The organism is Mesorhizobium huakuii (genome assembly GCF_030160235.1).
Classification (GTDB): Bacteria; Pseudomonadota; Alphaproteobacteria; order Rhizobiales; family Rhizobiaceae; genus Mesorhizobium; species Mesorhizobium huakuii.
In genome coordinates this window covers 71,929-88,765 of sequence record NZ_BSNY01000019.1, presented here as the reverse complement: position 1 = coordinate 88,765, position 16,837 = coordinate 71,929, and the positions used below count along the sequence as shown (strand labels likewise).

Annotated in this window: 14 protein-coding genes; 11 read left to right on the top strand and 3 right to left on the bottom strand. The window is 62.0% G+C overall.

Annotated features, from left to right (window positions below; translation table 11 throughout):
* Positions 1-851: 851 nt before the first annotated feature.
* Positions 852-2,093 (bottom strand): tyrosine-type recombinase/integrase, encoded by a 1,242-nt coding sequence (locus QQK95_RS10095; protein ID WP_284271794.1) that lies wholly within the window; start codon positions 2,091-2,093, stop codon positions 852-854.
* A 400-nt stretch (positions 2,094-2,493) separates the two neighbouring features.
* On the opposite strand from QQK95_RS10095, the gene QQK95_RS10090 reads away from it, so the two are divergent.
* From QQK95_RS10090 to QQK95_RS10075, 4 genes are all read left to right on the top strand, one after another.
* Complete coding sequence (locus tag QQK95_RS10090) at positions 2,494-2,889, top strand: hypothetical protein (protein WP_284271791.1); 396 nt, start codon at positions 2,494-2,496, stop codon at positions 2,887-2,889.
* A 902-nt stretch (positions 2,890-3,791) separates the two neighbouring features.
* On the top strand, positions 3,792-4,373 hold the full coding sequence (locus tag QQK95_RS10085; RefSeq protein WP_284271787.1) for a VOC family protein: 582 nt from the start codon (positions 3,792-3,794) through the stop codon (positions 4,371-4,373).
* Between the two features lie 28 nt (positions 4,374-4,401).
* Positions 4,402-5,274: a glutathione S-transferase family protein gene (locus QQK95_RS10080; RefSeq protein WP_284271785.1), complete on the top strand. Its 873-nt coding sequence runs from the start codon at positions 4,402-4,404 to the stop codon at positions 5,272-5,274.
* A gap of 268 nt (positions 5,275-5,542) precedes the next feature.
* A complete protein-coding gene (locus QQK95_RS10075; RefSeq protein WP_284271782.1) occupies positions 5,543-5,908 on the top strand; it encodes a hypothetical protein in 366 nt (121 codons plus the stop codon).
* 57 nt (positions 5,909-5,965) lie between these two features.
* On the opposite strand, the gene QQK95_RS10070 is transcribed toward QQK95_RS10075, so the two are convergent.
* A complete protein-coding gene (locus tag QQK95_RS10070; protein WP_284271779.1) occupies positions 5,966-6,181 on the bottom strand; it encodes a hypothetical protein in 216 nt (71 codons plus the stop codon).
* Positions 6,182-6,506: 325 nt separating this feature from the next.
* Between QQK95_RS10070 and QQK95_RS10065 the strand changes: the two genes are divergently transcribed.
* Both QQK95_RS10065 and QQK95_RS10060 read left to right on the top strand, forming a co-directional pair.
* Positions 6,507-7,427, top strand: coding sequence for a DUF2865 domain-containing protein (locus QQK95_RS10065; protein ID WP_284271776.1), 921 nt, complete (start codon positions 6,507-6,509; stop codon positions 7,425-7,427).
* A 129-nt stretch (positions 7,428-7,556) separates the two neighbouring features.
* Entirely contained in the window at positions 7,557-7,793 is a 237-nt protein-coding gene (locus QQK95_RS10060; protein ID WP_010911904.1) for a hypothetical protein, read from the top strand.
* A gap of 29 nt (positions 7,794-7,822) precedes the next feature.
* Here the strand turns inward: QQK95_RS10060 and QQK95_RS10055 are convergent, their stop codons facing one another.
* The gene (locus QQK95_RS10055) at positions 7,823-8,140 is read right to left on the bottom strand and encodes a hypothetical protein (RefSeq protein WP_284271825.1); all 318 of its coding nucleotides are present in this window, start codon (positions 8,138-8,140) and stop codon (positions 7,823-7,825) included.
* A gap of 216 nt (positions 8,141-8,356) precedes the next feature.
* On the opposite strand from QQK95_RS10055, the gene QQK95_RS10050 reads away from it, so the two are divergent.
* The 5 genes from QQK95_RS10050 to pstB all read left to right on the top strand — a co-directional run bounded on the left by QQK95_RS10050 (position 8,357) and on the right by pstB (position 16,815).
* Positions 8,357-12,529, top strand: coding sequence for a PAS domain-containing protein (locus QQK95_RS10050; protein WP_284271772.1), 4,173 nt, complete (start codon positions 8,357-8,359; stop codon positions 12,527-12,529).
* 523 nt (positions 12,530-13,052) lie between these two features.
* Entirely contained in the window at positions 13,053-14,108 is a 1,056-nt protein-coding gene (gene pstS, locus QQK95_RS10045) for a phosphate ABC transporter substrate-binding protein PstS (RefSeq protein ID WP_083246445.1), read from the top strand.
* A gap of 68 nt (positions 14,109-14,176) precedes the next feature.
* A complete protein-coding gene (gene pstC, locus QQK95_RS10040) occupies positions 14,177-15,160 on the top strand; it encodes a phosphate ABC transporter permease subunit PstC (protein WP_202357558.1) in 984 nt (327 codons plus the stop codon).
* A 3-nt stretch (positions 15,161-15,163) separates the two neighbouring features.
* Entirely contained in the window at positions 15,164-16,015 is an 852-nt protein-coding gene (gene pstA, locus QQK95_RS10035) for a phosphate ABC transporter permease PstA (protein ID WP_284271763.1), read from the top strand.
* The gene (pstB, locus tag QQK95_RS10030; RefSeq protein WP_020629059.1) at positions 16,012-16,815 is read left to right on the top strand and encodes a phosphate ABC transporter ATP-binding protein PstB; all 804 of its coding nucleotides are present in this window, start codon (positions 16,012-16,014) and stop codon (positions 16,813-16,815) included. Before pstA ends, pstB begins: the two co-directional genes overlap by 4 nt.
* The last annotated feature ends 22 nt before the right edge of the window (positions 16,816-16,837 follow it).

Here is a 16,837-nt window from a genome sequence, read left to right as displayed (position 1 = left end):
AAAGACTCTCAGCCTACTGAAGAAGGATTGTCCTACATCGACGGAGGCTCTAGCCCGTCGATACATGACTGATGGATTTCGGCAATTCGACAAGGACGCGGCGAGCAAAGGCCATCCAAAGGCGTGCGGAGAGACGTTCACCTTTATGGACTCGGTGGGTGGCCAATAGCCCGAAGCTGATTTAGTGCGGCTTAACTAGACGGTCGACCGATTGGGCCGCCTTGATCCATTACTGTCGCAACGCGGGGAAAGAATATGGCAGTTCCGTCCCACTATGATCGCGCAGCTGTTGCCGATCTGAACGCCCGAGGCGACAAGCTACTCGGCAGAATCTACGAAATTTGGCTTCTGGGTGTATTTGTTAACGCGCTTGGATTGAGACCAAGTAATATCAGCGCTGATGGTGTCTCATTCAATCTATCGCACCCTGAGATTATTACAGGGTTAATATACATTGGGTGTCTATTAATGTACGCAAAACTCTTTACAATTGTAGCATACCTTGGGGTGCAGTATCACATTAGCAGCTATTCGCTTATGCGAAGAATTATGTACATATCCATGGGTAGAAGAAAGACGTTTAGGGTTGACAAGTCGCGCATAAAGGCCATTAAATTACTCACAAAATTTCAACTTATAGCTGTAGCACTTCTATTCTTTATCGTTCTTGTTTTTCCTGCTCTCCACATTTTCCTTGTTGGATTTGCAGATGTCGTCGCGGCCCTCGCTCTCATATTTCCGGGACCATAACCGATTCCAATCGACGGCTGGAATTCGGAAACTCGCCGGGGCAATGGGGACACCGGACGCCAACAGACTGGTGCCTCTCAGTTGCTGCCTCGGAAGCCTCTTCAAATATCTGGCGCCAAGCGCCTGATTGTGTCGGCAACGTACGAAGGAGCCAAATGCGCATAGTGCTTCTCGGCCATTCGAGTGTCGCTGTGGCCAAGCGCCTGAGCGACAATGATCAACGGCGCCCCGTTTCGGACCATCGTGCTGGCGTAGGTGTGTCGCAGCTCGTGCAGCGTCACGGCCTGAACATTGGCAATCTTCAGAGCGGCCTTCCACGAACGATTGTAGGTCGACGGCGCCCATGCCGCGCCGCCCTCCTGCCGAAGCAGGAATTCGCCGGATCCGCGATCGGCGGCGAGCCTGGCGAAAAGTTCCGCTCCGCCATCCGGCAACGGGACGTGCCGCGGCTTTCCGCTCTTACTCTCCGCGATGAACACCGACTTGTTCACGACGTCGTAGTCGGCGACGCGCAGCCTTGCCAACTCGCCGAACCGGGCGCCGGTGACGAGCGCGGCCGAGATCAGATCGCGGATTACACCATTGCTAGCAGCCACCAACGCGCGCTGCTCTCCAGGCGACAGAAATCGGATGCGTGCCGAAGTGGTGTTCCTGTAGGGCTTGACCAGGCGCCACGCTGTGTCGTCGGCCACTAGATGATTGTTGAAGGCCCAATTGAGCGCAGCCTTCAAAATCGTGAGAGTGCGGTTTGCCGTGTCGCGCCGCCTGCGAATGACTTCGGGGTCGGAAAGGTCGACGATGATCTTGTTTGCCTCTTTGGCGCGTTTGGCGGTTCGAAGCCGCTTTTCGGCAGTGACCATGCCGTCCCGCCAGGCGCGCACCTTTCCGATCGTCAGATCGGCGACTCGCAAGTTTCCAAGCTTAGGCCGGACGTGCAGCGCCGCGCGGGACCTCGCGTCATCGATGGCTTTCATTCCTTCGGCCGACCGGGCCTCAAAATAGCGGTCTAGCGCGTCGTTTACGGTGAGAGATGGCGAAGCGTCAGTGCCCACCTTCAAGCCCTTCACCCAGGCTCGAGCCGCGTCCTTCGCCTGTTCATGGGTCAACACGGCTTTGCCGTCAGCCGGCAGCAAGTCGTCGGCTTTGCCCAGTCGTGTTTGCACTCGTTTGTTGTCGGGCGACCGAGAGGCTGCCAGCCAGTTGCCGCCGCGGCCATAGCTTCCGCGGCCCCGACGATAGCCGATGCGCACGCCGGGGCTGATGACTTCCCACTCGGGCGCATCGGAAGCGGGGAGGGCCGCCCGGCTGGTCTTACTAGAGAGCACACTTCGACGTTGAGCCATTGCGTTTCCATCTTTTCGTTGTCAAATTCGTTGCAACGAACCGGACAACACACCAATGCACATGAGCGCATTGTAGCGGAAATAGCGTATAGAAATCAAACGTGTAGGGTTGTGCAGGACTGTGCGTCACTGTCTACGAACTCGCCCTCTCACGGCGGGAACAGGGGTTCGATTCCCCTTGGGCGTACCAAGTTTCCTTCTGGCTGTATCGGCAACTTTTCGGCTCGGCTCCCGCCAGGCATGCGCCTGACCGGGCTCTGACAGTATCGCGTCAAGTCGCTCACCTTGCGCGAAGAAGGCGCAGGGATGATGATGACGGCCTGCAAGGCTTCCTCGGTCGCAACGATCGAACAAGACCAGCGCCGACGTCCAAGGACCCGCCAAGATAGATGTTGCCTTCATGATCGACTCTCCCAAGCGTCAAGACGGCTATCCCGATGAGACCGACGAGCCGGCTTTTCAGGCAATCGAGGCGCGCAGGGTTCCCTTGCCGGTCGGCTACCGACAGGGTGTGATCTCGGCGATCACCGTATTGCTCGGGTTTTCGCTTCTTTTCCTGCGGTATTGGAATTTCGAAGCCGATGGCGGATGGACGACTGCCTCGATCCTGGCGACGCTCCTGCTCGCGCTGGCCATTGTCCTCCAACTCGTCGCACTATGGCGTTCGCTGCTGCCGCGCGACGACGACGAGCCGGTCTACCAGGTCACGCTGCGCTGGTTCCTCGCCTCGATCATCGCGCTGCTTGCGGGCGTGCTGTTGGCCGGGCTGACCGCTTCGCACGTCTTCAATCTTTGATCGGGGCGGCTTGAGCATCGTCTGTCACGCCGCAAGGTCGTCCTGTCGTCTGCACGGAAAAGCCCCGCCGACCGGGAGTCAAGCGGGGCCCTTTGGAGCAGCCGCAAAGGGGACTGGCTTCGGACTACTCATTGATCCGTAGGATCATCTTCAATGTAGTCCTCAAGATGAGATGCCGCATCGGCCGAATAGATGAAGGAGACAGCCTTATTCTCGTTTCAAGGCCATCTTCTCTGCCAATAGAGAGGGCCTGGACAATACTAGGGCGCGCGTCCGCGCGGATCTTTGTTGGTCGGGAGGAGTGGGAAGCCCGCGACAACCCGGCGGTCCGCATGCCCGAATTCCCCCAATTTAAGTCAGGCCGCGACGCTTGAAAGCGCAACGATCTCTGTTACTTACGGCGTGTTGGGATAGCATTCGCGGCAGCGCGGATTTTGGGTTGGGTAGAGTTGGAATGACGTCGGGAAAGATTTGCGCGCGCTGCCATGGCGGCGGCAAGGTGTTCGACTGCTCGAGATGGAGTGCGTCGAGAGGCCATTGCTGCCCGCAAGGGACGCATCAGACCAGTTGCCCGGGGAAAACCCTCATTTGCGCCGAGTGTGGCGGTGTGGGGATGATTGCGGAAGCCGAGTTCCGGGCCGTCGCTTAGTCGCGGCTTCGGCCAGGGCGCGACGGGCGCGGCTTTGGCGTCGCGCTTCTGCCTCATCACTAGAAAAGATCCCGCAGCTTTGCGGCACGAGCGGTTTCACCGTCGTGCACGAAGGGACTTGCCGCTTCTGGCGCGGCGAGGCCGATTGCATTAGCATCACGTCATGGATTTCGAGGCACGGCTCAGGCGGCGCGCAGAACGCCGGGTGCCAGGCAGATCCTGACGAGCAATCGATGCCGCGGGGAGAAGGCCAATGCAGAAACTGCAAGCACAAGGCGTCCACCACATCACGCTGGTCGGCGCCGGGCGCCAGACCTCGATCGATTTCTGGGAAGGCGTGCTCGGCATGCCTTTCATCTTCGAGCAGCCCAACCTCGACAAGGCCAGCGAGAGCCACCTCTATTTCGATCCCGGCGACGGCCGCCTGATCACCGTCTTCACCGATGAAAGCCGCACGCCGCTGAAGCGGCGCACACCGACCGATCCGGGCTGCGTCCATCACATCGCGTTCGCGGTGTCGCGGGTCACCTTCCTGCAGGCGGTCGCCCGGCTCGACGAGCGCGGCATCAAGCACAGCGGCGTCAAGGATCGCGGCTTCATGGATTCGATCTATTTCGAGGACCCGCTCGGCCTCTTGATCGAACTCGCTTCCTACCGCTTCGAGCCGCCGGCGGGTTTCACCCATGCCGATGTGCTGATGCAGGCGCACAAGCTGCGCGTCGGGCGCGGCGACTACAATATCGCCGAGGTGCATCTCGCGGACGCGATCCAGGCGCTTGTCGAGAGTTCCCGCGCGACCTTGTCGGACGACCGGGCGCCGAAGAATCCATACTGACGACCAACAAAACAGAGGGAGGACAAAAATGGCAAAGACAGTGACCAAGAGTGCTGGGAAATCGGCTACCCAGGCAAAGACAAAAGCAGCCGCGAAGCCGGCGGTGAAGGCAGCCGCAAAGGCCGCGCCGAAGGCGGGTGCGAAAGCCGCGGCAAAACCGGCGGCGCAAAAATCGGCGCCCAAGGCCAAGTCGGCGAAAAAGCCGGCGTTGAAGCTCAGCATGCTGAAGCCGAGCGTCAACAACATGACGGTGCGGGTGTTTGCCCGCGCGGCCGGGTTCGACGCCGCCGAGACCGATGCCTGGGGCCACACGCGTTCGCCCGAATATCTGGCGCGCAATCCGGCGCATCTGACGCCGATGATCGAGGACAAGGGGCTGCCCAGGGGCGTGCTTTGGGAAAGCTGCGCCATCATGCAGTATCTCGCCAACAAGCACGGGCTGGAGAAATTCTATCCCAAGGCGCCGGCCAAGCGGGCGATGATCGACAGCGCCATGTTCTACCTGATCGGTACGCTCTACCCCTATGTGGCGCGCGCCACCTATCCGGCGCTGGGTTTTCCGCAATATGCCGGCGAGGTCGGCCACAGCGATGCCAATCCGGACAAGAAGTCGGAAGCGCAGAAGGCAGCGATGGCGGCGATTGCCGAGCCGCTGGAGGTCTTCCACAGCTTCTTCAGGGACGGCAAGCCGTTCATCGGCGGCAAGAACCCGTCGATCGCCGACATAAGGCTGGCGGCGACGCTCGAGTTCCTGGCGGTCATCGACTATGCGCTGCCCAAATGGGCGCAGGAGTACATGGCGGCAATCGAGAAGAAGCTCGGCAAGGCCTATGCCGAGCCGGCCGGCGACGTGCGAGGGTACATCGCCTATGTGAGGTCGCAGGCGAAAGCGCCGGCTTAAGGATTCGTTAACCAAAGCCCTGTCTACTGCCAGGAATTCACCGGCGACCACGGATGTACTGGCGCACTATCGGTGGAAGGAAAGGTCGGCTCCGTGCCGGCCTTTTTGCTTTTTCGGGCCTCATGCGAGATCGCGAGACGGTGATCCGGCGATGCTGCATCATCAACTTTTCGCGTTGGGAGATTGTCATCGGCGACGTTGGCTCTAGCATCGCTTTTTAGCGGGTTCGGCTTGGAATGCCGGCTTGGGGCGAGATAGAGGGCTTGCGATGAAATACGTGGCGGCAATGCTGACGATCGCCGGTGGAGTGCTGGTTGAGGCGCCATCACACGCAGCAGTGCTCAACACGATGGATGACGTAGGGTCCGCCATTCAGGCCTGCTGGACGCCGCCGGCGGATGCGGGGAATTCGACCGTAACCCTCAGTTTCAGCTTCAAGCGTGACGGCTCGCTGATTGGTCCGCCGCGGCCGACCGCTGCCAAGGTGGCCGGCGATGACAAGGCGCGAAAAGCGTTCATCGACGCGGCCATCGCCGCCGTCAAGAATTGCACGCCCCTGAGTTTTTCACCGGCTTTGGCGCAAGGCATCGGCGGCAACGTCTTCACCTTGCAACTGGTTTCCCCGAAGCAATAGCTGTCCCGCCGACCTCTCAGCGAGACGTGGCGGGCTGGCTTTTCCAGAGCCGATTGCTCAGTGGCTCAGGCGCCGGGCCTCGGCATGCCGTGCCAGGTCCGGTGTCTCGAAGACATAGTCGCTCCAGGCCGATTCCGGAATCTGCCCGGCCAGATAGCACTCAAGCAACAAGCTCTCCTCCGGATTGAGCGGTCGTGGCGCGCGCTCGTGATCCAGCCCGAGAGAATGAAAAAGGTTTCTTGTCAGTTCCGATACCGTGAAGTGGATCGACATCTGCGTTCTCCCTATGCCTTCAACGCGGACGTCAGGCAAAGGTTTCAGCGTCAAGCTTCGGTAACGTCGGATTGATCGTTCGCCTAGGAGACCACGGCCCGGCAATTTCGATAGCCGGCGGCCTGGCCGCTTTGTTTTGTGGTTCGTCTCAATCTTGAAATAAAAATGTAATATCGAATTTACAGGAGCCATTATACTACACTAATTGAAAGTCTGCCCGAAGCCGGAGAGCTTAAATTATTAGGTATAACTCATTTAGTTGAAGGTTATTCAAGTCGAAAGAATATGATTCCAGGCTACCAGCAACAAGGACCATGTCGTCCCGATGATGCGTTTCTGGCTTCTCATGATGATCGCACTGGTGACGGTGGCCGCCTTTGTGCTCGGCACGACGTCTTCCTACGCGGATAGCTGCAGCGCGATCAGAAATCAGTTGCCTTCTGGCGGCCGTGGTGGCGGCGTGAATCCCGAACTGGCGCAGTTGCGCCGTCAGCTTGCGGCGATCCAGGGCCTGGAGAGGCAACGCAGGTGCACGGCGCAACGTGCCGCGGGCGGGTTCTTCAACGCTTGCTCCGATCTTGCCAGAAACCGGACGGAAGTGCAGCGCCGGATGGCGGCCGCGTCCAATTCCGGCCGGGACCTTTCGGGCCCGCAGGCACGCTTCGCGGCGCTTGGCTGCACGTCCGACGCAAAGGACCAGCGCCAGGCGCCTAAGAGCCAATCCGCGCAGGCAGCGGCGGGGCCAACATATGCCGGCAATACGATGCTGTTTTGCGTGCGCCTGTCGGATGGATACTTCTTCCCCGCGCCCAAGTCGCAATTCGCCGGCAGCGACGATGTCAAGGATATGGCCGATCAGTGCCGTTATATCTGCGATGACCCGGCCGTCGATCTCTACACGCTGAGCGACGCCAGTCTGGAAACCGAAAAGATGGTCGCGCTCGATACGCGCAAACCCTATACCGAACTGCCGTCGGCTTTCCGCTACCGTGACGATGCCAATTTCAAGGCCTGCGATGTCAAGCGCTATCACCAGCGGGTGGCCGAATTGAGGGCAAGGACGGTAACGCCCACAAACATGACCAATGCCATTATTCCATTGCCGCAGCCAAAGCCGGATTTCGGCAGTGTCGCGGCAATCCCGCAATCCGGCACCGAGGCCTCGGGGGCTGCTCAGCTGCAGTCGATCGCCGCCGGTACGCGGCCGGTGCGTGTGGTCGGCCCGGCCTTCTTCCCGGCTGAATGACCTCTCCTCTTTCCGCATTCCTGGGATAACGGGCTGCAGCGCGCCGTCATGGTGCAGCCGGCCATAGGACCCGTCTGGAACGGAGGGGCGCTCACGGCGTTGTGATCAACATCAGCCGGGAGAAACGCCATGGCCACGTTCAGGGAAATGCGGGTTCTGGAGATCGTTGAAAACGGCTCCCTGACCCATGATGAGAAGGTCGCCGAACTGCGTGAGATCGAATCCGAAGCGCGCGGCCTGCAACGGGCCGCGTCGGAGAGTTCCATGGATGATGATGACGGCTGGCAGGACGATTTGCGCCAGGTTCGCCTTGCGCTAGACAAGCTTGGCGCGAAGGAACCGAAGAAGGGCGCGGCATCGCTGTGAGGCTACGGGGAACTCTCCCCGAAACGCGCCTATTCGCAGACCATGCGAACGCGTTCGCCTGGTGCGCTCACATTCCTGCATGCCAGTTGCTTTTCAGGGTTCGACGGCGGGGGCGGCGGCGAATATCGCGTCTGACGCCGTCTGTGCACGCCAGGTTTCAGAACCCTGCGTTCGGAAAATTGTCCGGGCGGCTGTGGCGGCACCGGAAAGGCTCCGTTGTCGGCCTGCGGCGTGTAGTCGACGTTGGGTGGCGGCCGGTCCCAGAAGCGCCTGGCGTCGAGTGGCCGCGGGATGATGACCGTGCCGTCATAGCTGCGCGCACAGCCGCTGCCGAAAAGCAGCGCCACGCCCAGCAAGAAAGGCCCTATCCGTCGATACATTAGCAACACCCCTGCGCGGGCTTATAACGCGGCCTTGGTCCACCCGACAACCGGGCGGAATAACGCAGGGTGGAACGGGCGGGTTGCGCCGTTAAGGTTAGCGGATCGTTAATGCTTCTCGGGCACATTCCGCCGACGAACCGCGGAGGGAGGGTTCGGCCTTGATTTTCGGGGTGGGACAGGATGGCGGAAGCGGACGAAGCAATCGGCGCGCGCGGCAAGCGTGGGCCCGAAAAGCCGGCGCATCGCGGCGACGCGCCGCCATGCGCGGACATGGATTCGCCCGACGCGCTTCGCCAACTGCTCGAGGCGGGCTCTGACTGGGTCTGGGAGACCGATGCCGAACTGCGATTCTCCTGGCTTTCACCCACCTACCAGGCGGCGACCGGCATCGATCCGGCTGATGTGCTGGGCCGGTTCCGCTTCGATTTCCTCAACCAGGTCCTGAAGGGCAACCACAGCGCGGCGGCGCATCTGGAGGATCTGCAGGCACGCCGGCCGTTCCGCGACTTCGTCTACGAACTGAAGGGAGGCGGCGCCGCCTGCCGCTGGGTGCTGACGTCAGGCTTCCCAAAGGTCGACAGCGAAGGGAAATTTGCCGGCTACCGCGGCATAGGCCGCAACGTCACCGCACTGGCCGGCGCCTTCGAGACCGTGGAGCAAAACCCGTTGTCGGGCAGCGATCCCGACCGGCATCTTGCCGATCTCGAACGGACTCTGGACGCCATGCACATGGGCGTCGTGCTGCTCGATGCCAAGCTCGACACGCTGATCGTCAACAAGGCCTATCGCGACCTGTCCGGCATTCCGGACGGCGCTGTGACCATCGGCGCTCCGTTCAGCCGGTTGATGGAACTCAACCGCCGCAATGGCATCTATGGCGATATCGGCGAACAGCAGTGGCAGCGCTACCTCGCCAGCCGTATCGAGGAGATTCGCGCCGGCTCCGTCGCGCCCCGCGAATTCGTCCATGCCAGCGGCAGGACGATGATGTTTTCGGTGACGGCGCTGTCCGGCGGCAAGCGGCTCTTGACCTACTATGAGGTCACCGAACTCAAGCGCCGCGATGCCGAGATCGAAAACGCCAACGCCAAGATCGCCGAGACCTTCGTCAATCTGCGCACCATGGTCGACGAGATGCCGATCGGTGTTCTCGTCCTCGATGCCGATATGCGCGCGGAAGTCATCAATCGGGCCTTCTTTGATTTCTGGAGGATCGATCCGGGCCTGGCCGGGATCGGCTCGGCCTTTCGCGAGCTCATGGAAGCCAGCCGCGCCATTGACCCTTACGGCGCCGATGACGCCGCCTGGCAACGCCATGCCGCCGAGCGCGAAGCCGAAATCAGGGCCGGCGTCGCCGGCTCCAGACAATTGCCGCACAATGACGGGCGCACGCTCGTCGCATCGCTGGCGCCGCTGCCCGGCGGCAAGCGGCTCATCTCCTATGTCGACGTCACCGACATGAAGGGGCGTGAGACCGAGGCACAGGACGCGCGCAAGCATCTCGCCAGCGTGCTGGAATCGCTGCCGGCCGGCGTCATCATCTACGACCGCGACGACAAGTTCGTCTTCGCCAACCGCAAGCTGCAGGACACGCTGCCGGCGCTGAAGCCCTTCTGGCAGCCTGGCTGCAGCTTCCGCGAGGCGTTGGAATTCGGTCAGTCGATCGGCTATTTCCGCTCGAGCGGCGATGCCGGGATCGACAGGCTCTACGAGGTCGAACCCGAACGCTGGCTCGACAGCATGCTGGCGCGCTATCGCTTGCCGAATTCTTCCTACGAGCGCCTCAATGCCGATGGACGCTGGTACCAGGTCTACGACATGCGCACCGATGACGGGACGTTCATCGGCGTGCGCGTCGACATCACCGACATCAAGAGCCGCGAGGCGGCGCTGCGCGACTCGATGCGCCAGATCGATCTCTTCCGCCACGTCATGGACGAATTGCCGGTGGCCGCCTTCATCAAGGCGCAGGATTTGAGCATCGAATTCGTCAACAAGGCGTGGTGCGCGCTGACCGGCATCGCCAAGGAAGACGTCATCGGCCGGACCGACCGTGAGCTGTTTGGTACGCAAGACGCGGAAAGCTACAGCCATGACGACACCCAGGTCGTCGTAACCGGCAAGGGCCTCGAGGTCGAGGAGCCCGTCACCCATCGCGACGGCACGGTGCGGCAGTTGATGACGCGCAAGAGCCGCCTAGTGGCGACGGACGGATCGGTGCATCTGGTCGGCTCCAGCACCGACATCACCGATGTCAAGGCGCGCGAGAAGGCCCTGGAAGAGAGCATGCGCGAGAACGAGGTGTTCCGCAGCCTGATCGACAATGTGCCGGTGTCGATCTACGCCAAGCGCTCCGATCTGAGGCAGTTCTATGTCAACAAGGGCTGGTGCGACCTGACTGGTCTCAGCAGGGAAGATGCGATCGGCAAGACCGACATCGAGATTTTCGGGGAGGACGGCGAGGCTTTCGTGGCCGGCGATCTGGCCGTGCTGCGCACCGGCGACACCCAGGAGGTCGAGGAAACCGTGCGGCTTGCCGACGGCAGCGTCAGGCATCAGTTCGCGCGCAAGGGCGCGATGATCGCGTCGGACGGTTCGCTCTACCTGATCGGATCGACCACCGACATCACGGAACTGAAGATGCGCGAGGCCGAGCTCAGCGAGGCGCGCCAGCGCGCCGTGCTCGCCGACCGCGCCAAGTCGGAATTCCTCGCCAATATGAGCCATGAAATCCGCACGCCAATGAACGGTGTGCTCGGCATGGCGGAACTCCTGGCCAAATCCAATCTCGATCCCAAGCAGAAGACGTTCACCGACATCATCGTCAAGTCGGGCAATGCGCTGTTGACCATCATCAACGACATCCTGGATTTTTCCAAGATCGATGCCGGCCAGATGGTGCTCGATCCGGCGCCCTTCAACCTTGCCGAGGCGATCGAGGACGTGGCGACGTTGGTGTCGACGCGCGCCAAGGAAAAGGACCTCGAACTCATCGTGCGCGTCGAGCCGAGGCTCGAAAGCCTGTTCATCGGCGATGTCGGCCGCATCCGGCAGATCGTCACCAACCTGGTCGGCAATGCGGTGAAGTTCACCGACGAAGGCCATGTGCTGGTCGACGTGACCGGCGAGATGGTTCCGACCGGAACCAGGCTGACGATCTCGGTCACCGACACCGGGATCGGCATCCCCGAGGAGAAACTGAAACTGGTGTTCGAGAAATTCAGCCAGGTCGACACCTCGTCCACACGGCGGCACGAGGGCACCGGGCTTGGCCTTGCCATCACCTCGCGGCTGGTCGAACTGATGGGCGGCACCATCGGTGTCGAGAGCGCCGAGGGCAAGGGCTCGACCTTCTGGTTCACCGTGACGCTGCCCAGGGCCGGACAGCAGAACGGACAGCGCATCATGCCGGTGGACGTGACGGGCGCACGCGTGCTGATCGTCGACGACAACGCCGTCAACCGGGCAATCCTGACCGAGCAGATGACTTCGTGGACGTTCGATTCCTGCGCGGCCGAAAGCGGCGCGGAGGGCCTCAAGGTGCTGATCGCGGCCGCCGCCTACGGCGTGCCCGTGGATTGCGTCGTGCTCGACTACCAGATGCCCGAGATGAGCGGCGCCGAAATGGCACGCATCGTGCGCAGCACCGAAGGCCTCGCCGACACGCCCATCATCATGCTGACCTCGGTCGACCAGTCGCTCGCCAACACCAGCTACCGCGATCTCGGCATCGACGCCCAGCTGATCAAGCCGGCGCGCTCCTCGGTGCTGCTGGAGACGCTGGTGGCGACCATCCAGCGCCATCGCCATGCCATGGACAGTCACGCTATCCAGCCGCTCGAAACGGGAGGGCCAGATGCGCCCCAGCCGCCGCTGGCGCTGTCCGAACAACGCGCGCAACTGCAGCCGCCGGCGGTTCGGCCTCGGCTGCCCGCCACTGGCGGCGACGGACACAGGCTGGATATACTGGTGGCCGAGGACAATGAGGTGAACCAGATGGTCTTCACCCAGATCCTTGGCGAGACCGGCTATGGTTTCGAGATCGTCGGCAATGGCCGCAAGGCGCTCGAGGCTTTCGGCAAGCTCAATCCTTGCATGATCCTGATGGATGTCTCGATGCCGGAGATGAGCGGGCTCGAGGCGACCGCCGCGATCCGCCAGCTGGAGCAGGAAACCGGCACGCATGTGCCGATCGTCGGCGTGACGGCGCATGCGCTCAAGGGCGACCGCGAACGCTGCCTGGAGGCGGGCATGGACGACTATCTGCCCAAACCCATCAGCCCCAGGGCCCTGCTGGAGAAGGTCGAGCGCTGGCTCGGCGCCGGCCGCCAGGTCCAGCGCAACGCGGGATAGCAGCGCGTCACCGGTTCCAAGAGGCGAGCCGAGGGAATCAATCGCGGATTCTGCTGCTACCCCTGCGTGCAATGCCTATGGTGCGATCGCACCATACCAAAGGCGGCGCCGAGCCGGGACAATGGCAAAATCGAATTCCGCCCTTGCAGTTACGGGCGGGAGCAGCGACCGCCGGCAACAAACAGCGTCAACCTACCCCAACGGACCTGTTTTTGGCGATGGCCCGGCCATGACACGCTCTGGCCTTGAGCAACGCGCTCCCGTCCGGATTTTCTTCATCCGAGAATGCCCCGTCGAATCCGGCGGCGGCTCCGGCCGGTGAATGGCTCAAGTCCCTGATTCCGGGCGCAAACTCGGTTCAGGTTCAGGCCATCCGACGCCACCGCCTTTTCCAGTGCTGGTGACGCGTTACCGGGCTGACACGAAACTGTCATGCGACTGTTATAATCCAAGGCTATTGGCCTCAGCGGGCGCTGCTTAGCAATGGCGCCGAGAGACCATCTTCCGAACAGGAGCAGGCCACATGAGACATTTCATCCGCTCGGCGGCCGTTGCGATCGCAATGGCCACAGCGTCTACCTTCACCCTTTCCGCAGCCATCGCAGCTGACCTTTCCGGCGCTGGCTCGACCTTCATCTATCCCGTGTTCGCCAAGTGGGCCGACACCTACAAGAAAGATACCGGCATCGGCCTCAACTACCAGTCGATCGGCTCCGGCGGCGGCATCAAGCAGGTCATCGCCAAGACCGTGACCTTCGGCGCCACCGACAAGCCGATGTCCGATGCCGATCTGGAAAAGAACGGCCTCGTGCAGTTCCCGATGGTGATGGGCGGCATCGTGCCGATCGTCAACCTCACCGGCGTCAAGCCGGGCGAACTCGTCCTCGACGGCAAGACGCTCGCCCAGATTTATCTCGGCGCCATCACCACCTGGGATGATGCCGCGATCAAGGCGCTGAACCCCGGCCTCACCCTGCCGTCGACCGCGATCGCCGTCGTGCATCGTTCGGACGGCTCGGGCACCACCTTCAACTTCACCAACTATCTGGTGAAGCTCTCGCCCGACTGGAAGGACAAGGTCGGCTCGGACACCGCCGTCGAATGGCCGACGGGCGTCGGCGCCAAGGGCAGCGAAGGCGTTGCCAACACCGTCAAGCAGACGGATGGCGGCATCGGCTACGTCGAATACGCCTATGCCAAGCAGAACAACCTGTCCTACTCCAAGATGCTGAATGCAGCCGGCAAGGTCGTCGAGCCGTCGCTCGAATCCTTCGGCGCTGCCGCTTCGAATGCCGATTTCAAGGGCGCGAAGAACTTCAACGTCATCATCACCAACGAGCCCGGCGACACCACCTGGCCGATCGCGGCCTCGACCTGGGTCCTGATCCACAAGGCTCCGGATGATGCCGCTGCCACCGGCGAAGCCCTGAAGTTCTTTGCCTGGGCCTACAAGGATGGCAAGGAGACCGCCAAGGCGCTCGACTACGTCTCGATCCCCGACAGCGTCGTCGACCTGATCAAGGCGTCGTGGAAGGCCGACATCCAGGCCGGCGGCAAGCCCGTCTACGTTGGCGAGTAACACCCTCTGAAGGAGCGCCGCGCCCGCGGCGCTCCTTTTCCTTTCAAACTGAAAGAGCCGAGCTTGACATGAGCGCTGTCCAGGAAGCCTTGCCAGCCGTTAGAAGTTCGCGCGATGCCACCGTTCGACGGTTCGCGCTGACCGATTCGATCTTCCACGGAATGACCCGCGCCGCTGCCATATTGGTGCTGGTCCTGCTCGGCGGCGTAGCGATCTCGCTGGTAGCCGGTTCCTGGCAAGCCCTGTCGACCTTCGGCTTTTCCTTCCTGACCAGCGAAAGCTGGAACCCGGTGACGGAGAAATTCGGCGCGCTGGCGCCGATCTACGGCACCATCATCACCTCGGCCATCGCCATCCTGATCGCCGTGCCGCTCGGCATCGGCATCGCCATCTTCCTCACCGAGCTCTGCCCGCGCCCGCTGCGGCGCCCGATCGGCATGGCGGTTGAATTGCTGGCCGGTATCCCTTCGATCATCTACGGCATCTGGGGCCTGTTCGTGCTGGCGCCGTTCCTGCAGACGACGGTGCAGCCCTTCATCATCAGTGTGTTCCACGGCGTTCCGGGCCTCAACGGCCTGTTCGCTGGCCCCCCTTACGGCATCGGCCTGCTGACCTCGGCGATGATCCTGGCCATCATGATCCTGCCTTTCATCACCTCGATCACCAAGGACGTCTTCGACACGGTGCCGTCGGTGCTGAAGGAATCGGCCTATGGCATCGGCTGCACGACCTGGGAGGTCACGCGGCGCGTCGTCATTCCTTACACCCGCATCGGCATCATGGGCGGCGTCATGCTCGCTCTCGGCCGCGCGCTCGGCGAAACGATGGCGGTCACCTTCGTCATCGGCAACGCGCACCGCATCTCGACGTCGCTGTTTGCGCCGGCAACGACCATCTCGGCGACCATCGCCAACGAATTCACCGAAGCCGTCGGCGATCTCTACACCTCCTCGCTGGTCGCGCTCGGCCTGATCCTGTTCGTTATCACCTTCCTGATCCTTGCCATCGCCCGCTACATGCTGATGCGCATCGATGCCCGCACGGGAGCCTGACCGATGTCGACAGCCGCATCGCTTCACCAGAGCCGCAAGCGCAAGAATGGCGTGATGATGACGCTGTGCGTCATCGCCGCCGGCATCGGCCTTGCCTGGCTGGCGCTGATCCTTGGCGCCTTGCTCTACAAGGGCCTGGCCGGCGTCTCGCTCTCGGTCTTCACGGAAATGACGCCGCCGCCCGGCGATGCCGGTGGCCTGCTCAACGCCATCTACGGCAGCATCGTGATGACCATCATCGGCATCATCGTCGGCACGCCGATCGGCGTGCTGGCCGGCACCTACATGGCCGAATATGGCCGCTTCTCGAAGCTCACCACGGTGGTGCGCTTCATCAACGACATCCTGCTGTCGGCGCCGTCGATCATCATCGGCCTGTTCGTCTATGAGCTGATGGTGCGGCCGATGGGGCATTTCTCGGCGATCGCCGGTGCCGTGGCACTTGCCATCCTGGTCATCCCCGTCGTGGTGCGCACCACCGAGGACATGCTCAACCTGGTGCCGAACGCCTTGCGCGAAGCCGGCACCGCGATCGGCGCGCCGCGCTGGGTGGTCATCCGCTCGGTGGCTTATCGCGCCGCGCTTTCGGGCATAGTCACCGGCATATTGCTGGCCATCGCCCGTATTTCCGGCGAGACCGCACCGCTTCTTTTCACGGCGCTGAACAACCAGTTCTGGTCGAGCAATCTCAACGCGCCGATGGCCAGCCTGCCTGTCACCATCTTCCAGTTTGCTCTCAGCCCCTATGAGGAATGGCAGCAACTGGCCTGGACCGGCGCACTCATAATCACATTGACGGTTCTCGCGCTCAGCATCTTCGCGCGCAGCCTGACCGGACGCAGAGAGGACAAATGAGCCAGATGTTGTCTCCAGACATGACGATCGCCGCCGAGGCGGTGACCAAGGCCAAGATCGAGGTCAAGAACCTCAACTTCTACTACGGCCAGTCGAAGGCGCTGAAGGATATCACGCTGTCGCTGCCCGAGCGCAGCGTCACCGCCTTCATCGGTCCGTCGGGTTGCGGAAAGTCGACGCTGCTGCGCGTCTTCAACCGCATCTACGAGCTCTATCCCAAGCAGACCGCCGAGGGCCAGGTGCTGCTCGACGGCCAGAACATCCTCGACCGTTCGCAGGACCTCAACCTGCTGCGCACCAAGATCGGCATGGTGTTCCAGAAGCCGACACCGTTCCCGATGTCGATCTACGAGAACATCGCTTTCGGCGTCAGGCTCTACGAGAAGATCAGCAAGGCCGAGATGGACGGCCGTGTCGAGCAGGCACTGAAGCGCGCCGCACTGTGGACAGAGGTCAAGGACAAGCTCAACGCCAGCGGCCTCAGCCTGTCGGGCGGCCAGCAGCAGCGGCTTTGCATTGCCCGCACCGTGGCGGTGAAGCCGGAGGTCATCCTGCTCGACGAGCCGGCCTCGGCGCTCGATCCGCTGTCGACCGCCAAGATCGAGGAACTGATCGACGAGCTGCAGGCCGACTACACGATCGTCATCGTCACCCACAACATGCAGCAGGCCGCGCGCGTCTCGAAGCAGACGGCCTTCATGTATCTGGGCGAACTGGTCGAATTCGACCGCACCGAGAAAATCTTCACGTCGCCTCGCGAGAAGCGCACGCAAGACTACATCACCGGCCGCTTCGGCTGATCGCACGCATACGAGGACCAGG